The organism is Flavobacterium sp. (assembly GCF_013822155.1).
In the GTDB taxonomy this organism is placed as follows: Bacteria; Bacteroidota; Bacteroidia; order Flavobacteriales; family Flavobacteriaceae; genus Flavobacterium.
The window spans coordinates 49007-64260 of sequence record NZ_PNJW01000007.1 but is presented as its reverse complement, the minus strand read 5'-3'; the positions used below and the strand labels follow the sequence as shown (position 1 = coordinate 64260).

Genomic DNA, 15254 nt, shown 5'->3' with positions numbered 1-15254 from the left:
GCCTAGTGGTGTGACAGTAAATTATTTAAGAATCCAACTCTTGAAAAACGGAATTCATACTCTTAAATTCAGGAACAATTTTTTTCATCTTTGAAACTAGTACGTCTTTTGATTTCACGTGAGCACTGATAATTAAATCTTCTATTAAATCACTCACTACCTCAAACTCATCACAAATTTCTTCAGCTATCATGATTTTTTCATGATGAGTAGCTAAATTTTTAGCTGAATCATTCAATAACTCTTCATATAATTTTTCGCCGGGTCGCAAACCAACAATCTTAATTTTAATCTCTTTATCTGGCGTATAACCGGCTAATCGAATCATTTTTTTAGCTAAATCTATAATTTTAACAGGATCGCCCATATCAAAAATGAAAATCTCCCCTCCTTTACCCATAGCTCCGGCTTCTAAAACCAACTGACAAGCCTCGGGTATAGTCATGAAATAACGAATGATTTCCGGATGAGTAATCGTAATAGGCCCGCCTTCCTGAATTTGTTTTGTAAAAAGGGGCACAACAGATCCGTTGGAACCCAATACGTTCCCAAAACGGGTGGTAATAAATTTAGTATGGCTTTCAGCCTTTACTCTGTTTTGTTTAAAATGTAAGGATTGAACATACATCTCTGCAATTCGTTTGCTGGCTCCCATGACACTACTCGGATTAACGGCCTTGTCGGTAGAAATCATAACAAACCGCTCAACTTTATATTTGCAAGATAACTCAGCTACGTTTTTAGTCCCCATAACATTCGTATAAACCGCTTGTGCAGGATTTTCTTCCATCAAGGGAACATGCTTATAGGCTGCCGCATGATAAACGACTTGGGGTTTGTATAATTTGAATTTATTTTCTAAAAATTCATAATTTCGAATATCCCCTACTAAACTTTTAATGGGATAGTTATAATTCATTGCATCAATTTCAAGGGTCAAACTATGCAAAGGGGTCTCAGCTTGATCTAATAGAATAATGGATTTGGGTTCAAAACCTAATACCTGACGAACAATTTCACTACCAATAGAACCGGCAGCTCCGGTTATCATAACTGTTTTCCCACGTAGTTGAGACGAAATAATACGGGTATCCAAAACAATGGGCTTTCGCTCTAATAAATCTTGAATTTCAAAATTCTTAATGTTCTTAGAAATTTCTTTTTCATTTTCCCAGTCGGTTACTAAGGGAATAGTAAATACTTTATAATTAAAATCGATACATTCATCTACCAATTGTGAACGTTCTTCCTTGGTTAAACTTTTGTCAGCTATAATTAAAGCATCGGCTTTATTAAGCCGCATCAAAACAGGTACTCGCCTTTTAAACTGAAGAATAGGTAAGTCTAATATTCGTTTCGTATTATTTTGATTCTTCTTATCGATAAAACCAATTAATTTAAATCGTTTGGGAACTTCTGATTTTAAAGCATTGGCAACAGCAATGGCATTGGCATCCGTTCCATAAATTAAGGCGGTCGTTTTAGGTTCCTCTGCAGTAATAGTAAAATATTTTTCAAAAACCTGTTTAACTACAACGCGATAAAAAAACAAAAAACTAAAAGACAAAACAGCATGTATAAAAATACCGGTATTCAAATAGATTTTATCCCAACCGTTCAACACAAAGATAAAATTGATAATCACAAAAGTACCTAGAGTAGCAAATTGGGAAAAAAACAATTTTAAGGCATCGATATAAGAAGAATGGCGAATGATACCGGAATAGGTTCTGAATATCCAAAAATAGAAAATATTGACACCTAAATATAGGGGTATAGCAATAAAAATATTCTCTTCTTCAATATAATGAAATTTAATACCACTAAGGAGTATAAACGTAATAATACCTGAAAAAAGAACAATAGAAGAGTCGAGTAATAATACTACCCACCTAGGCAAATACCCTAAATTTTTAAAATTAAAACGCAATCGCAATTGAGCGAAATAATTTAAAACATCTTCAAGTATGGTAGTCTTTTTTTTCAAAATTCTTTTTTATAAACAAAAGTAACATGTAAAAATAAGTATTTTTTTTAAAATCTTAATAAAATCTTAATTTTTAATCAAATCTTAATTTAATCATACAGAAATAAAGAATTTAAAAAAATAATCTCATTCCTCAATTATCAATTTTCAATTATCAATTATCTTTCTTCTATTCTCTACATTCACCTCCTACTTAAAAACCTCCCGCACCAAATCAGTAATCCTATTTCGTTCCGCATCCGTTAAATTAGAACCGGACGGAAGACATAAACCATCGTTGAACAAAGTTTCCGATACGGTTCCGCCATAATAGGGATACTGTTCAAAAATAGGTTGCAAATGCATCGGTTTCCACAAAGGCCTACATTCAATGTTTTGAGCTTCCATGGCTAAGCGTAAAGTTTCTCGCGTAACCCCATTGGTCAAAGCAGGATTAAGTAAAATAGCAGTCAACCAATGATTGGAAAAATAAGTATCATTGGGTTCAGAAAACACCGTAACCCCGGGAATATCAGCAAAAAGATCAACATAAAAAGCATGCATTTTTCTGCGTAAAGCAATGTGGTCATCCAGCACTTCCATTTGACCTCTTCCGATTCCGGCACAAATATTACTCAAACGATAATTGTACCCAATTTCACTATGTTGATAATGAGGGGCGTTATCACGGGCTTGGGTAGCCAAAAAAACCGCTTTATCTTTTAAAACTTTATCAGGGGCAACTAAGGCTCCACCACCGGAAGTGGTAATAATTTTGTTTCCGTTAAAGGATAAAACCCCAAGCGTTCCAAAAGTGCCACATTTTCGACCTTTATAAGTGCTGCCCAATGCTTCTGCACTATCCTCTAAAACCGGAATGCCATACGTGGAAGCAATGGCATTGATTTCATCCACTTGATAAGGCATGCCATATAAATGAACGGCAATAATGGCTTTAGGCTTTTTGCCTTTGGCAATCCTATCTTGAATAGCGGTTTCTAGGGCAATCGGACACATATTCCACGTCTCCGACTCACTGTCAATAAATACCGGAGTTGCTCCTAAATAAGCTATAGGATTAGCCGAAGCTGAAAAAGTCATACTTTGACAAATCACCTCATCACCGGGTTTCACGCCTAACAATACCAACCCTAAATGCAACGCCGCTGTTCCCGAACTCAAAGCCGCCACAAATTTATCGGCTTGAATATACTGCTCTAAATCAACTTCAAAGCCGGTCACATTAGGTCCTAAAGGGGCAACCCAATTGGCATCAAAAGCTTCTTGTACAAATTTCTGCTCATTTCCGCCCATGTGCGGCGAGGAAAGCCAAATTTTTGAATTATTCATCTTGTAAATTATATTTAATTATTTTACCGGGATTACCTACGACAACAGCATAATCTGGAACATCTTTAATAATGACTGCTCCTGCCCCTATCGTAACCCATTTACCAATCGTGATGCCTTGAATAACACACGAACCGATACCTACATGCGTTCCTTCGCCAACAGTAACATTTCCTGCTAAAGCCACACCGGGAGAAAGATGAGCAAAATCACCAATTTTGCAATCGTGCTCAACAATAGCACCTGTATTCAAAATACAATGTTTCCCTATAACAGCATCTGGATTAACTTTTACACCCGCCATAACTACCGTTCCTTCACCAATGGCTATATGCTTGGAAAGAATCGCTGAAGGATGAATAGCGTTGGCAAAGGTAACATTTAGTTTTTTAGCTAATCGTTTTCTTACTTTATTATTACCGATAGATAAAATCAAGGAATCAATTTTTACAGAATCCAATGTAGAAGCAGGAACAATAGGCACTTCTAATAAACTGGGCTGTTTAGGATAATCATCATAAACAACGTCAACAGATTGACCTGTCGATTGTAGAATATCTAAAATTACTTTACCATGTCCACTGGCACCGAATAGAGAAATGTTAATTGCCATCAAATGGTTCTATTGTGGCTGCATCGGCAGCGTTAATACCTTCTTTTTTGATTACTTTTTGAATGGTTTTGAATAAAATTTTAACATCCAATCCAAAACTCAAATGGTCCACATACCAAACGTCATACTCAAATTTTTTATCCCATGAAATAGCATTTCTACCGTTTACTTGTGCCCATCCGGTAATACCGGGCTTTACCTCGTGACGACGATTTTGAAATTCACTGTATAAATGTAAATAATGGGTCAACAAAGGCCGGGGGCCTATCAAGCTCATGTCGCCTTTCAGTACATTGAGCAATTGGGGAATTTCATCTAAGGATGTTTTACGGACAAAAGAACCAATAGGAGTTAGCCGTTCCGCATCAGACAACAATTTACCTTCACTATCCTTTTTATCATTCATTGTTTTAAACTTAACAATGTTAAAGATAACACCGTTTTTTCCGGGACGGGGTTGTATAAAAAAAGGCTTGCCTTGATTGGCAATAAACAACCCGAGAGTAATAAAAACAAAAAGTGGAGAAAGCAAAAGCAACCCAAAAAATGCAGCGAGGAAATCAATAACCGGTTTAAAAAGGGTAGAATACATAGTTTACTGTAAAAAGGGGTCGTAAAGCACTGGGGTAATTACTTCAAAGGGAGCAAGGGAATAACTTTCAAAAAGTTGGATTGACAATTTTTGTTCAACCATTAAGTCCCTTTTGATAGCAAAGCGAATAGATTGTCCGTAGTCTTTTTCTAAAGACCCTAACGCTTTTTGCTGAAAAAGCGTTGAAAATAGAATTGATTCTAAACTAAGCTGCAGCATCCACATTTTAATAGTTCGCCAAAATTACAACTTTTTTTGAGTTAATCCTTAAAAAGTTGAAAGCCTTAATAGTTAATAACCCATTGGGTGAAAATTAGGACTGTCAGACTGAGCCTGTCGAAGTCCCACAATCTACTTCCTTCTTAACACCGAACACTATAATGATGCACACTGTCAGACTGAGCCTGTCGAAGTTCCACAATCTACTTACTATTTAATCCAAAATCCTAAAAAATGAACCTTGTCATCAGGCTGTGCTTGCTCTGACCTCGTCATCCATGCCAACCAGTGTTTGCAAACGTGCTTAATTTAATAGGTTTGAATCAATACATCCGTTGGAATATGCAATGTTTCATGAATCTGTCTAATCATTTCTAAGGTAAGTTTCCTTTTTCGATTGAGAATTTCACTTGCACGACTTTTTAATCCGACAATATTTGCCAAATCAGATTGATTGTAGCCCATTTGTTCCATTCTAAATTTAATAGCTTCGATTGGATCAGGTAATCCTATTGGAAAATTTTCATTTTCATATTGATCAATCAGAATTCCAAGAACTTCTAATTCATCTCCCTCTGGAGAACCTGACTTAGCATTAAAAATAATTTCAAGTCTTTCTATTGCTTGATTATAATCTCTTTCTGTTTTTATTGGTTTAATGTCCATATCAATTAAATTTCATTAGCGTTAATTTTATCATATTCAGCATGAGTCCCAATAAAACGAATCCAAACCATCTGATAATCATAATTTATTTTTACAATTAATCTATAAGTATTTCCTTTAATATTGAATACAACTCTGTTATCACTCAAAATGCTTGCACTGGGATATTCAGTCTTTATTTCATTTGGGGTTTTCCATCTAGTCTTACTAGCTTCCTGATACCAAGATTTCAATTGCTGTTCACAATCTTTATGGTCTTCCCAAAAATCCTTCAATATTTTCTTTGCAATTACCCTCAATTGTTATAATTTTTTAACAAAGATAATTAAAAGTTCCCGTTTTGGGAAATAAATTTTGTTCTTTTCAGAAGAGCAGGTTTGTTAAGCCAAAAATTGAGCTTTACAACTCTTTTATTACTGGGCGGTTAAAAAACTTACTTTTAAAAAAATTCAAATAAGAATAAATCATTTCTATTATTTCTTGTTTTTGTCTCCATTCAATAATTCAGATGATCTAAGGTATATTCTCTTTGCAAATCTAAAATCATTTTAAGATATTTGAAAACCTAAACTCACAAAATCATGGCAATCGTAAAAGCTCCCTTTGTAATCATCGGAACTATTGGTGATCTTAACTTTTATTTAGATCAAGGTAAAGTGAACCGCGTGCGTACAAAAGGTAAATCAGGCATAACCGCCGAACAGTTTAAAACCAATCCGATTTTCAACACAATTAAAAAACATGGAATAGAATTTGGTCAGGCTTCTAAAAAAAGTAGAATATTTCGATTTTTGACTCTACAGTTCAATAAAAAAGCCAAAGACGTAAGCTTCGCTGGAAGAGCCAACAAAATAATATTTGAAATTTTAGAAGAAGATACCTTGAATCAAAGAGGAGAAAGAACCGTTGAAAACGGAATGAATACCACGGAAGGAGTAAATTTACTGATTGGTTTCGAGGGAAACAAACTAAAACCATTGTACCAAACCCTGAAAAAAAAGGGAAAATGGGATGTCCAATCGGAAACGTTTAACCTGCCTAACCTCTCGTTGCTTCACGACATCGAATGGCCGGAAAATGCTTCTTTTGTTCACTTAGCAGTTGCTCAAACAAATTGGGACTATGAAAAAGATACTTTCGAAACGGCTTACAGCGAAGAAGTGACGTTTGAAAAAGAAGACAAGACCATCGACATTACACTCCACCCGGAGAAATTAAAAGGGGATAAATTAGTGTTACTCTACGTTTTCGTGGGCTTTTCTGAAAAATACAAAAAAACAGTCAGACCACTCAAAAGAAGTTTCAATTCAGTAACCATTCAGCAAGTCCTGAAACATAACCCTAAATAAGCGTATCCACCTAATCTGCGAATTAGAGTTATAATCACCCCATCAGCTGATATTCCTTCAAAATAGCCTTCCAAACAACCTGCTGTTCATACCGATTCACAATCATCGGCCTCGCATTTTCCCGCAATTGTGCATAATAATCCTTGTTTTCCATCAGTTCTATCATGACCTCTAACAATGTTTTTTCATCTTTAGTGGGAATAATAACCCCGTTTTGAGAAGGAACAATGATTTCGTTACAACCATTAATATTAGAAACAATCGAAGGAAGCTCCATCGCTCCGGCTTGCATCACCACATTGGGAAATCCTTCACGATAGCTCGGAAAAACAAGACAATGGGAAATGGCAAAAAACAACCGAACATCTTGTTGATAACCCACCGCCTTAATTTGTTTTACATTTTCAATCGCTTCTAATGTTTGGGGAAGTAAAGGATCTAATTCGGTTTCCAAGGGACCTACCAATAAAAGCTTCGCAGTAGGATGATTAATCTTTAATTTTTTAAAAGCGGCAATCAATTCATTAATCCCCTTATCAGTAACCAAACGACCAACAAAAATAAAGACAAAATCAGTGTCTTGAATGTCATAGCGTACTTTCAATTCCTCCTTTTGGGCAAAACTGAAATGGTCGTTGGAAAAATAAGTAGTATTGATGCCATTGGTACTACCGTTAGCCAAAACGGTTAATTTTTTGGGCTTACAATAGTTATTTTGAAGAATAATTTCTTTCAATCCATTGGAGTTAGGGTATACTTTATTGGCAAAAAAGTAAGTCGCCTTTTCCACAAAATCCAACACCTTTCGCTTACTACCCGATTCTTCTAACAAAGGTAAACCGGCTACCGTATGAAAACGATGCGGAACTCGGGCTAAAAAAGCAGCAGCCATACCCACAATACCGGCTTTTGGCGTGTGGGAATGCACTATATCCGGTCTGACTTTAAGAAAATAGAAAGTAAGTTTAATTAAGGAAATCAAATCACTGAACGGGGTAATTTGTCGGGTCATTTCCAAATGATAAGTGCTAACACCTTCCCGATTACCGATTTTTTCAAGGTATGCTTTTTCGGAAGAAATCGCAGTCACTTCAAAATGCTGTTGCATAAAACGCAACTGCCCTTCCAATAATTTATCTAAAGAAAGTGGAACCGTAGTGATACGTATTAATTTTTTTTTGTGTGTAGTCAATTTTTACTTTTATTTAAAACAGTTATATTTTTTAATTCCAAACTTAACCAAAGTAACGCGACAACCATAAAAGGAGCATACATAATTTTGGTACGCATAAAAATTCCAAAATTAGCATAGCGAAAGATAAATACCATCCCACAAAACAAACTAAAAAAAACAGCAGTATACCACCAAAATGGCATACGCAATTGTTTAAGCTTTGAAAAATAGCGGTATAGAAAAACCAAAGCTATTCCATGCAAAATAAGGTAAATTAAATTATCTAACCCAACAATAACGGTTCTAAAAGAAGTAGCTTCACATAAAAAAGGACGGAAATAAAAAGAAACCAGGCGGTAAAACCAGGAATAGGTCTCCATAGGCACATAAGACCCCGAATCACTAAAAGACAAAACGGAACCTCTGTTAAACCGAACAATACGATCCCAATCCAAATACCTGATTTTTGATAGGGTTAAAACCATATAAAATAATACCACGGCAAAAGGCAAAAGAAAAAAGACTTTTTTTAATTTTCTACGGAAAGGCATTTCCGAAGTAATCAAATAAGCAAGTCCTCCGGCAGCGAGCAGTAATAAGCCGACATGAGGACGAATCACCAGCAACAATAAAACAGCCAACACAAAAGAAAGATTTTTAAATTGTTGGGTGGTAAAACCCAAAAATAAAACGGAAAGACTCCAAAAAATCAAAGCTTCTTTCCCTAAAACGGCTGTCCAATAATGTAAATTAGGCCAAAAAAACAACAACAGCAAGAGGTTATATTTTCCGAATTTCACGGAACTACCAAGCACAAGAGTAATCCAATGAATAAAATTTAAAAGGGCAAAATACCCAATAAGGCCATATATAATAAATCCACCCAAGAAAGGGACACCCAATTTAATAAAAGGATAATTGAGCCAAACCACAAAGTCGGTTCCATAACTAAAAAAAGAAAACCAACTTTTTTCAGCCAGAGAATAATTTTCAGCCCAATAATAATGGGCATCTGATATCCCAATTTTTACTCTATCGTTCCAAGCGATAAAAACAAAAACAAAATGCCATAAGAATAAACCCATTTTAAAAATTTTACTGTCAGGTTGTTGAAGTGAAACCCAAAAAGTAGAAAAATCAAAAATGTTGGCTATTTTATTCAAGTTACTGGATTGCTGAGGTTAAATCCTTCATGGGTACTGACTCCATACCATATTTTTCGTGTAATAAAGTAAACCACGAAGCAATTTCATGCAAAACCACCATCGATTCGACGGGATGATTTCCAAAATTATGCGGGTGCCACCACAAATGATATACTTCACCCTGTTTGGCGGCCTGCAACATTTCATTTTTGATACGTTGCAACCGCAATGAATTCAAAAGAGATAAACGATGATGGGGTCTTAAAAAACGACTGGCGGGTTGAGCAGTTACTAAATCAACTTTCACTTTTTCCATCGAATACGAGGTAGAACCTAAGGGTAAATAAGCATCTCCGGTTCGAAATAACTTAGTGGCTAAAGATGATTGTGACGTATCTTTCCAATACCATGCGTCCGGATTGGAACGCAATTGCGTAATACCTCTTTCCTGACAACTGCCAAGATAATCCGGATTCCATTGATTTCTTGGAAAAACTAAGGAATGTAATGTTGCTCCGAAGTTGGAAGCCATCATAACAGCTTTGTCCAAATCCTGTTCAAATTGTGTTTTGGTTTGACCGGATTCTAAACAATAATAGTGCGAATAGGTGTGGGTAGCCAACTCTTGTCCGGGTATTTTTTGAATCAATTTTATTAATTCAGGAGCAAAAAAGAAGCGGTCCAAACCAAGATGTTGATGTTGCAATCCATACGCATAGGCATCTAACTTGGTATTGGTATAAGTGGGTATTTCAACTGGTTTATTACCCAGCCATTCTTCCCAATTTTGATTAAAAAGCATGCCAACTGTTGCCCAAGTAACGTGGAGTTGATGTTTTTCAAAACAAGCTAACATCTTTGGAATAACCTCGAGTGTATTGTCAAAATAAGCCACTTTATCCGTTAGGGTAATGTGATCAAACACACCCCAAACCAATTCAAAATCCAACGAAATGACAAACTTTCCTTTTTCCATGTTACGAAGGAGTTATATCGTTTAAAACTAAACCCCGCTTTTGCTGCTTATCATATTCCTCCTGGGCTAAAAAATAATAAATGACAAAAAAGGCAAAATACATCACCATGGATTTTTGCCGCATAATAATCCCCAAATTCGACATCACAAAAGTCATCGCAAAAGAAGTTAACAAAAAGGCAATCGCCGACATTTTAACCATGTAAACTGAATTCCTATAAAACTTTATAAATCGTTTATTACATATTTTAGCGAACAAAAGTAAATAAATAAAATTTTCAAAAGAACTGAATATCCCTAGAACCCCGGGAGAATCTACAAAAAGAGGTCGGAACCAAAAAGTAAATAACTTAACAGGAAGCGGATAATTACTCATGGCAACTCCTGAACCGGCTTTTTCTGACAACCCTTGTGATCTGGATTCTGCAAATGTTTCAAAATCAGAAATGACATTTTCAGAGTTTTCTAATTTAGCAACGGCTAAAATGGAATTACTGGCGGCTGCCAAAAACCCGATAGAGGCAATGACAATCAAAAATTTTAAACCAGTACTCATTTTTTCTTTTCCAAACCATAATCCTGCTGTCACTGATACTAACATAAATAACATGACGTGTGGACGAACCATATAAACAAAAAATCCTCCAAAAATCAATAAAAACCATCGTCGATAAGGCGATTTCACGGCATAAGTAAAAATCATTAAACCCATAAAAATGACAGAACCCTTTCCTAAAGAAACCGTCCAAAAATGCATATTGGGTAAAAAGAGTAATAATGTCAATAAATCATATTTTTTAAAAACTTTTACATTAATTGGAATATTTTCCCGCATAAAAAGATAAGCAAACACAAATCCTACATATCCAAACCAGGAAAATATAAGCATTAAAGATTCATAGGACAAACCAATTTTAACAAATGGATAGGCTAAAAAATGAATAAACCCATTATTGGTATCTAAAATTCCAAACCAATCTAAAGAAGATTCCTCGGTAAATAAGTAGTAGAATTTAGAGTCAGAAGGGTTATAAATAGTATAAGTATAGTATACTAAAAAGAATACTAAATGATAAAAATACAGATAGTTAAGTAGTTTTTTATTAAAAAAAAGATGTTTTTTAGCAAGACTATTTAACAACACTTGGGTTGCAATCAATAAAACGACAAAAACAAGAATTATATCCATTTGTTAAAATAATTCGAGATCACCCAAAGCATATTGCCATGTTTTCTCATTTCTTGATTGTGAAAGAATTACGCCATTCTCAGTTAAATCTCTACAAGTTAATATAGGCCCTACTGCACCAAAATAACCTAGTGAAAATAATTGACGCTCTGTTGTAATAATTAATAAACACCGATTTTGAAGTGCAAATTTAGTGACAACTTTTCTAATTTGTTTTCTTTCCGATGGACTATCGGCTCCTAATACTTCAGAAATTCGAAGTTCATTAAAATACGTATGTTTCTTGATATGCATTGCAATATACCAATTATCCCCTGTGATAATTTCATACGATTGAATCGGATTGTCTCTATAACGCCAGTTTAAATAATCTACTGACTTAGGGGTAAATAATCCTGAACCTTTTTTCATTCTTTCATTATGCTGCTCACAAAGTGATTGCAATTGATTTTCACCCATTGAAATAGCATATTTTTCATCTTTAGAAAACAAATAATTTACACCATACAAAAAAGTTGGAATAATTTTGATGTTAATTTTACCAAGTGATACCCACCCCATTTTTAAATAACCGGGACGACTTTTTTCATTGGGCGTATTAAAAACAAAACACTTTTTTGAAATTCCTACATTCTCTAAAGCCAAAAGCGTCAATTTTGTAAAGATTCCTTTTCTTTGGTGGTTTGGATGAGTCGCCGTATCCACTGCACGATAAGCCTGCCAAATAGTATTCCCATCTTGCCATTGCCATTGCATAAAAGCTCTTACTCCAATAATTTGACCATTTTCTTCTGCTAATAAAACCGGGGATTCTCCAAATGGATTTTGATGATGTTTATAATTCCAAATGGTAGTCGTTTTTTTCAATAGCGTTTCACCCAAACTTTCTTTTAAAAGTTGAACAATGGCATTGGTGTCTTCTATTTTGGCTAAACGAATGGTCATGATGTATATTTTCGATATAAACTTTCCAAAGTTACTACCATATTATCCATACTAAAAGAATCAATCACTCTGATTCTGGCTGATTGCTGTAATTTCTTTAAAAATTCGTCATCCCCTTTAACAAGCTCTATTTTATTGGCTAATTCCGCCCAATTTTCAACGGATACAACCATCCCTTCTTGATTATTTCGAACAACTTCTTTAATTCCACCGGCGTCTGTTGTCAAAATAGCACACTCCATGCTCATGGCTTCAAGCAAGGCGATGGGCAAACCTTCAAAAGAGGAACACATCATAAAACTATCCATTGCTTCATAATAGGGCCTAACTTCTACTTGAAGTCCTGCAAAAAAAACTTTCCCTTCTAATCCCAAAGCTTTATGTTTTTGTTCCAATTCAGCTTGTAATGGACCGGCTCCTACAATAATTCCGTAAACAGAAGCATCTTTATCAACGGCGGTTTTTAAAATTTCCAACCATAAATCTAACCGCTTTTGGAAACGGAAAACCGACACGGTTCCTACAACAAAAGCATCATCAGGTATGCCAAATTGCTTTCTAATCACTGACTGTTCAGTTGTTCCTTTTCTGGTAAAATTTTCTGTATTTACACCATTTAAAACAGTTTGAACAGGAATAATTGGAAAAATATTTTTTTGAATAGAATTGGTAACATCTTCTGAAACACCAATTCCCATAGATTGACAGTTAAAGGTATATTTATTAATAATTTTAGTTGCAAAATGATACCGTTCTTGAATGTTGTGCTCTGTGTATAATAATGGAATTCCGGTTAAACGATGCACTAATCGACTGACAAAACCTGCCCAAGGCAAATGAGCATGAATTAATTGAATTTGATGCTGACGACAATACTTAATAATTCTTCGGTATTGACATAACAGTGATATATTATTTTTAGCGGAAAAACAAGTAACTATACCTCCTGCCGATTGAATTGATTCAACCATTTGGTCTTTCCAAGGTAAAAAATAAAGATAGTGAAATTCAAAATCATGCTGATTATGCTTTTTAATCGTTTCCTGCAAAAGCATTTCTGCACCGCCGCGACCAAGTGATTTAATGATATGTAAAACTTTAATCTTTGGCATTAAAATCGATTTGACTGTTATTAATTGTCAGTTTTGCAAGTTAGTTAATGTATAGCTTTTGAACAAAAGATGTGTAACTTTTTAACAAAAGACATTCACTTTTGATGTTTAAAAACTACTAATTAATATTTTTGGGTTAGATTTAAATTTTGATGCCAAATTTCTAAATTCAATAATGCAAAAATTCCTTTGTAGCGTTTTACTTCATCTACTTTAGAATTTGCTTTTAAATAATACTTTTTTATGTATTGTTCGTCTAGTAATTCTTTATAAAAAGGAGACTGACTATGCAATAAATCAGTTGCCATTTCTTTTAAATCAGTTTCCAGCAATTTTTGAACTGAAATCTCAAAACCTCGTTTGGGTAACTTATGAAAATCTCCGGGTATTTTTTGCTGAACTAATTTACGCAATAAGTATTTTGACGTAATACCCTTTATTTTTAAATGTTGAGGAATTGCGGCTGTTGCTTCTATAAAATTAGTATCTAAAAAAGGAGACCTTCCCTCAATGGCATGTTGCATTGTAGATATGTCTATCTTTTTTAGTAATATTTTAGGCAAAATACCCATGAAATCAAGGTATAATATTTTGTCTAAGCTTGTGTTTAAATCGCTTGATTCTTCAACAATTTGGTTCCAATACAAATCAACCGGCTCTCTAAAACCCGGTGCATCATAAAATAAATCTGTTGTGGCAGAAAAATATTTTTGAGATTCATCCAAGGTTGCAAAAGAGTGTAATCGTTTGATATAATTTTTCCAACTCATTTTATCGTCTGTTGAAGGAAACATTTTTTGAAGTAAAGAAATCGGATAGTGTAACATTTGTAAAGCATGATAATGCTTATACAATAAATGCCTTCTGTATCCTCCCATAACTTCATCACCTCCATCTCCATTCAAAATAACAGTAACGTGTTTTTTTGCTTCTTGAGCCACATAATAAGAAGGGATTATACTCTCATCAATAATTGGCTCATCATAGGCACATAAAATTTTGACATAATCATTTTTTAAATTTGAAGCGTCAATTTTCAATACCGTATGATTTGTTTTTAATTGTTTTGCAATGGCAGATGCAATAGTAGATTCGTCAAACCCATCACCGGTTTGCACAGTAAATGTTCTTAAAGCTGGGTTGATTTTTACAGCATGCGAACAGACTAACGAACTATCAATGCCACCACTTAAAAAAGCACCAACTTCCAAATCACTCGCTAACATTCTTTTTTCAACGGCAGCATGAAGCTTTGAATCTAACAGTGATAAACCCTCTTGTTCATTTGATACAAGTTTAGTGTTTTTTAACACCGCCTGGTATGACCAATATTGCACTTTAGAACGTACATTCCCATCGGGTGAAAAATGGTAAAAGTGGCCCGGTAAAACTTCGTAAATTGCATCATAAATGGTAGGTTCTCCGGCAACAAAACCTTTTTGTAAATGCATTTTTAGGTTTTCAGTATGAATGCCGGTTTTAAAACCTGCAGCGAAAAATGCTTTCATCTCACTTGAAAACATAAAATTATCTCCCTGTGTGTAATAAAGTGGTTTTTTACCCGCTCTATCCCGAACTAAAAAAACGTCATTTGTTTTTAAATCAAGTAAACAAAAGGCAAACATACCATCCAAAAATTGAAAAGAATCTTTGCCTAGTTTTTCATATAAACGGATTATTACTTCCGTATCAGACTTTGAACTAACCTGTAACTGATGTGTTTTAATTAGTTCTTTATAGTTATAAATTTCCCCATTAAAAACCAAAGCAACGGTGTCTGTTAAAAAAGGTTGATTACCCCCCGAACTATCAATAATACTGAGCCTACTGTGAAACAGCGTAAACCCATTGACCGTAGCAAATGCCTGTTTATCAGGGCCTCTATGAAAAAGACTTTGAGAGATTGCTCCTTTACGAGCATCTGAAACTTCACCTATACAACCAAATATTCCACACAT

General features: G+C 34.7%; 15 protein-coding genes. 1 reads left to right on the top strand and 14 read right to left on the bottom strand.

Annotated elements, in window-relative coordinates; genetic code table 11:
- Window positions 1–25 precede the first annotated feature (25 nt).
- The 7 genes from C0512_RS03410 to C0512_RS03380 all read right to left on the bottom strand — a co-directional run bounded on the left by C0512_RS03410 (window position 26) and on the right by C0512_RS03380 (window position 5705).
- Window positions 26–1987 carry a nucleoside-diphosphate sugar epimerase/dehydratase gene (locus C0512_RS03410; RefSeq protein WP_290858888.1) on the bottom strand — a complete coding sequence of 654 codons (1962 nt, stop codon included), beginning with the start codon at window positions 1985–1987 and terminating at the stop codon, window positions 26–28.
- A 189-nt stretch (window positions 1988–2176) separates the two neighbouring features.
- Window positions 2177–3316 carry a DegT/DnrJ/EryC1/StrS family aminotransferase gene (locus tag C0512_RS03405; RefSeq protein WP_290858886.1) on the bottom strand — a complete coding sequence of 380 codons (1140 nt, stop codon included), beginning with the start codon at window positions 3314–3316 and terminating at the stop codon, window positions 2177–2179.
- Window positions 3309–3917: an acetyltransferase gene (locus C0512_RS03400; protein ID WP_290858912.1), complete on the bottom strand. Its 609-nt coding sequence runs from the start codon at window positions 3915–3917 to the stop codon at window positions 3309–3311. Before C0512_RS03400 ends, C0512_RS03405 begins: the two co-directional genes overlap by 8 nt.
- Window position 3918: 1 nt before the next feature.
- Window positions 3919–4521 carry a sugar transferase gene (locus C0512_RS03395; protein WP_290858884.1) on the bottom strand — a complete coding sequence of 201 codons (603 nt, stop codon included), beginning with the start codon at window positions 4519–4521 and terminating at the stop codon, window positions 3919–3921.
- Window positions 4522–4524: 3 nt separating this feature from the next.
- The gene (locus tag C0512_RS03390) at window positions 4525–4740 is read right to left on the bottom strand and encodes a hypothetical protein (protein WP_290858882.1); all 216 of its coding nucleotides are present in this window, start codon (window positions 4738–4740) and stop codon (window positions 4525–4527) included.
- Between the two features lie 309 nt (window positions 4741–5049).
- The gene (locus C0512_RS03385) at window positions 5050–5406 is read right to left on the bottom strand and encodes a helix-turn-helix domain-containing protein (RefSeq protein ID WP_290858880.1); all 357 of its coding nucleotides are present in this window, start codon (window positions 5404–5406) and stop codon (window positions 5050–5052) included.
- Window positions 5407–5411: 5 nt separating this feature from the next.
- The gene (locus C0512_RS03380; RefSeq protein ID WP_290858878.1) at window positions 5412–5705 is read right to left on the bottom strand and encodes a type II toxin-antitoxin system HigB family toxin; all 294 of its coding nucleotides are present in this window, start codon (window positions 5703–5705) and stop codon (window positions 5412–5414) included.
- Between the two features lie 282 nt (window positions 5706–5987).
- On the opposite strand from C0512_RS03380, the gene C0512_RS03375 reads away from it, so the two are divergent.
- On the top strand, window positions 5988–6755 hold the full coding sequence (locus C0512_RS03375) for a hypothetical protein (protein ID WP_290858876.1): 768 nt from the start codon (window positions 5988–5990) through the stop codon (window positions 6753–6755).
- A gap of 34 nt (window positions 6756–6789) precedes the next feature.
- Here C0512_RS03375 and C0512_RS03370 read toward each other — a convergent pair whose 3' ends face one another.
- From C0512_RS03370 to asnB, 7 genes are all read right to left on the bottom strand, one after another.
- Window positions 6790–7947, bottom strand: a complete 1158-nt coding sequence (locus tag C0512_RS03370) for a glycosyltransferase family 4 protein (RefSeq protein ID WP_290858874.1) — start codon at window positions 7945–7947, stop codon at window positions 6790–6792.
- A complete protein-coding gene (locus C0512_RS03365; protein ID WP_290858873.1) occupies window positions 7944–9092 on the bottom strand; it encodes a hypothetical protein in 1149 nt (382 codons plus the stop codon). Before C0512_RS03365 ends, C0512_RS03370 begins: the two co-directional genes overlap by 4 nt.
- A gap of 1 nt (window position 9093) precedes the next feature.
- Complete coding sequence (locus tag C0512_RS03360) at window positions 9094–10050, bottom strand: polysaccharide deacetylase family protein (protein ID WP_290858871.1); 957 nt, start codon at window positions 10048–10050, stop codon at window positions 9094–9096.
- 1 nt (window position 10051) lies between these two features.
- Window positions 10052–11239, bottom strand: a complete 1188-nt coding sequence (locus C0512_RS03355) for a hypothetical protein (protein WP_290858869.1) — start codon at window positions 11237–11239, stop codon at window positions 10052–10054.
- Window positions 11240–11242: 3 nt separating this feature from the next.
- A complete protein-coding gene (locus C0512_RS03350) occupies window positions 11243–12184 on the bottom strand; it encodes a GNAT family N-acetyltransferase (RefSeq protein WP_290858867.1) in 942 nt (313 codons plus the stop codon).
- Complete coding sequence (locus tag C0512_RS03345; RefSeq protein ID WP_290858865.1) at window positions 12181–13296, bottom strand: glycosyltransferase; 1116 nt, start codon at window positions 13294–13296, stop codon at window positions 12181–12183. Before C0512_RS03345 ends, C0512_RS03350 begins: the two co-directional genes overlap by 4 nt.
- Before the next feature lie 122 nt (window positions 13297–13418).
- The gene (gene asnB / locus C0512_RS03340) at window positions 13419–15254 is read right to left on the bottom strand and encodes an asparagine synthase (glutamine-hydrolyzing) (protein ID WP_290858864.1); all 1836 of its coding nucleotides are present in this window, start codon (window positions 15252–15254) and stop codon (window positions 13419–13421) included.

Bases quoted from the DNA above. Each gene is read 5' to 3' on its own strand.
- C0512_RS03405 (WP_290858886.1), bottom strand. From the start codon at position 3,316: ATGAATAATTCAAAAATTTGGCTTTCCTCGCCGCACATGGGCGGAAAT.
- C0512_RS03395 (WP_290858884.1), bottom strand. From the start codon at position 4,521: ATGTATTCTACCCTTTTTAAACCGGTTATTGATTTCCTCGCTGCATTT.
- C0512_RS03390 (WP_290858882.1), bottom strand. From the start codon at position 4,740: ATGCTGCAGCTTAGTTTAGAATCAATTCTATTTTCAACGCTTTTTCAG.
- C0512_RS03385 (WP_290858880.1), bottom strand. From the start codon at position 5,406: ATGGACATTAAACCAATAAAAACAGAAAGAGATTATAATCAAGCAATA.
- C0512_RS03375 (WP_290858876.1), top strand. From the start codon at position 5,988: ATGGCAATCGTAAAAGCTCCCTTTGTAATCATCGGAACTATTGGTGAT.
- C0512_RS03360 (WP_290858871.1), bottom strand. From the start codon at position 10,050: ATGGAAAAAGGAAAGTTTGTCATTTCGTTGGATTTTGAATTGGTTTGG.
- C0512_RS03355 (WP_290858869.1), bottom strand. From the start codon at position 11,239: ATGGATATAATTCTTGTTTTTGTCGTTTTATTGATTGCAACCCAAGTG.
- C0512_RS03350 (WP_290858867.1), bottom strand. From the start codon at position 12,184: ATGACCATTCGTTTAGCCAAAATAGAAGACACCAATGCCATTGTTCAA.
- C0512_RS03345 (WP_290858865.1), bottom strand. From the start codon at position 13,296: ATGCCAAAGATTAAAGTTTTACATATCATTAAATCACTTGGTCGCGGC.
- asnB (WP_290858864.1), bottom strand. From the start codon at position 15,254: ATGTGTGGAATATTTGGTTGTATAGGTGAAGTTTCAGATGCTCGTAAA.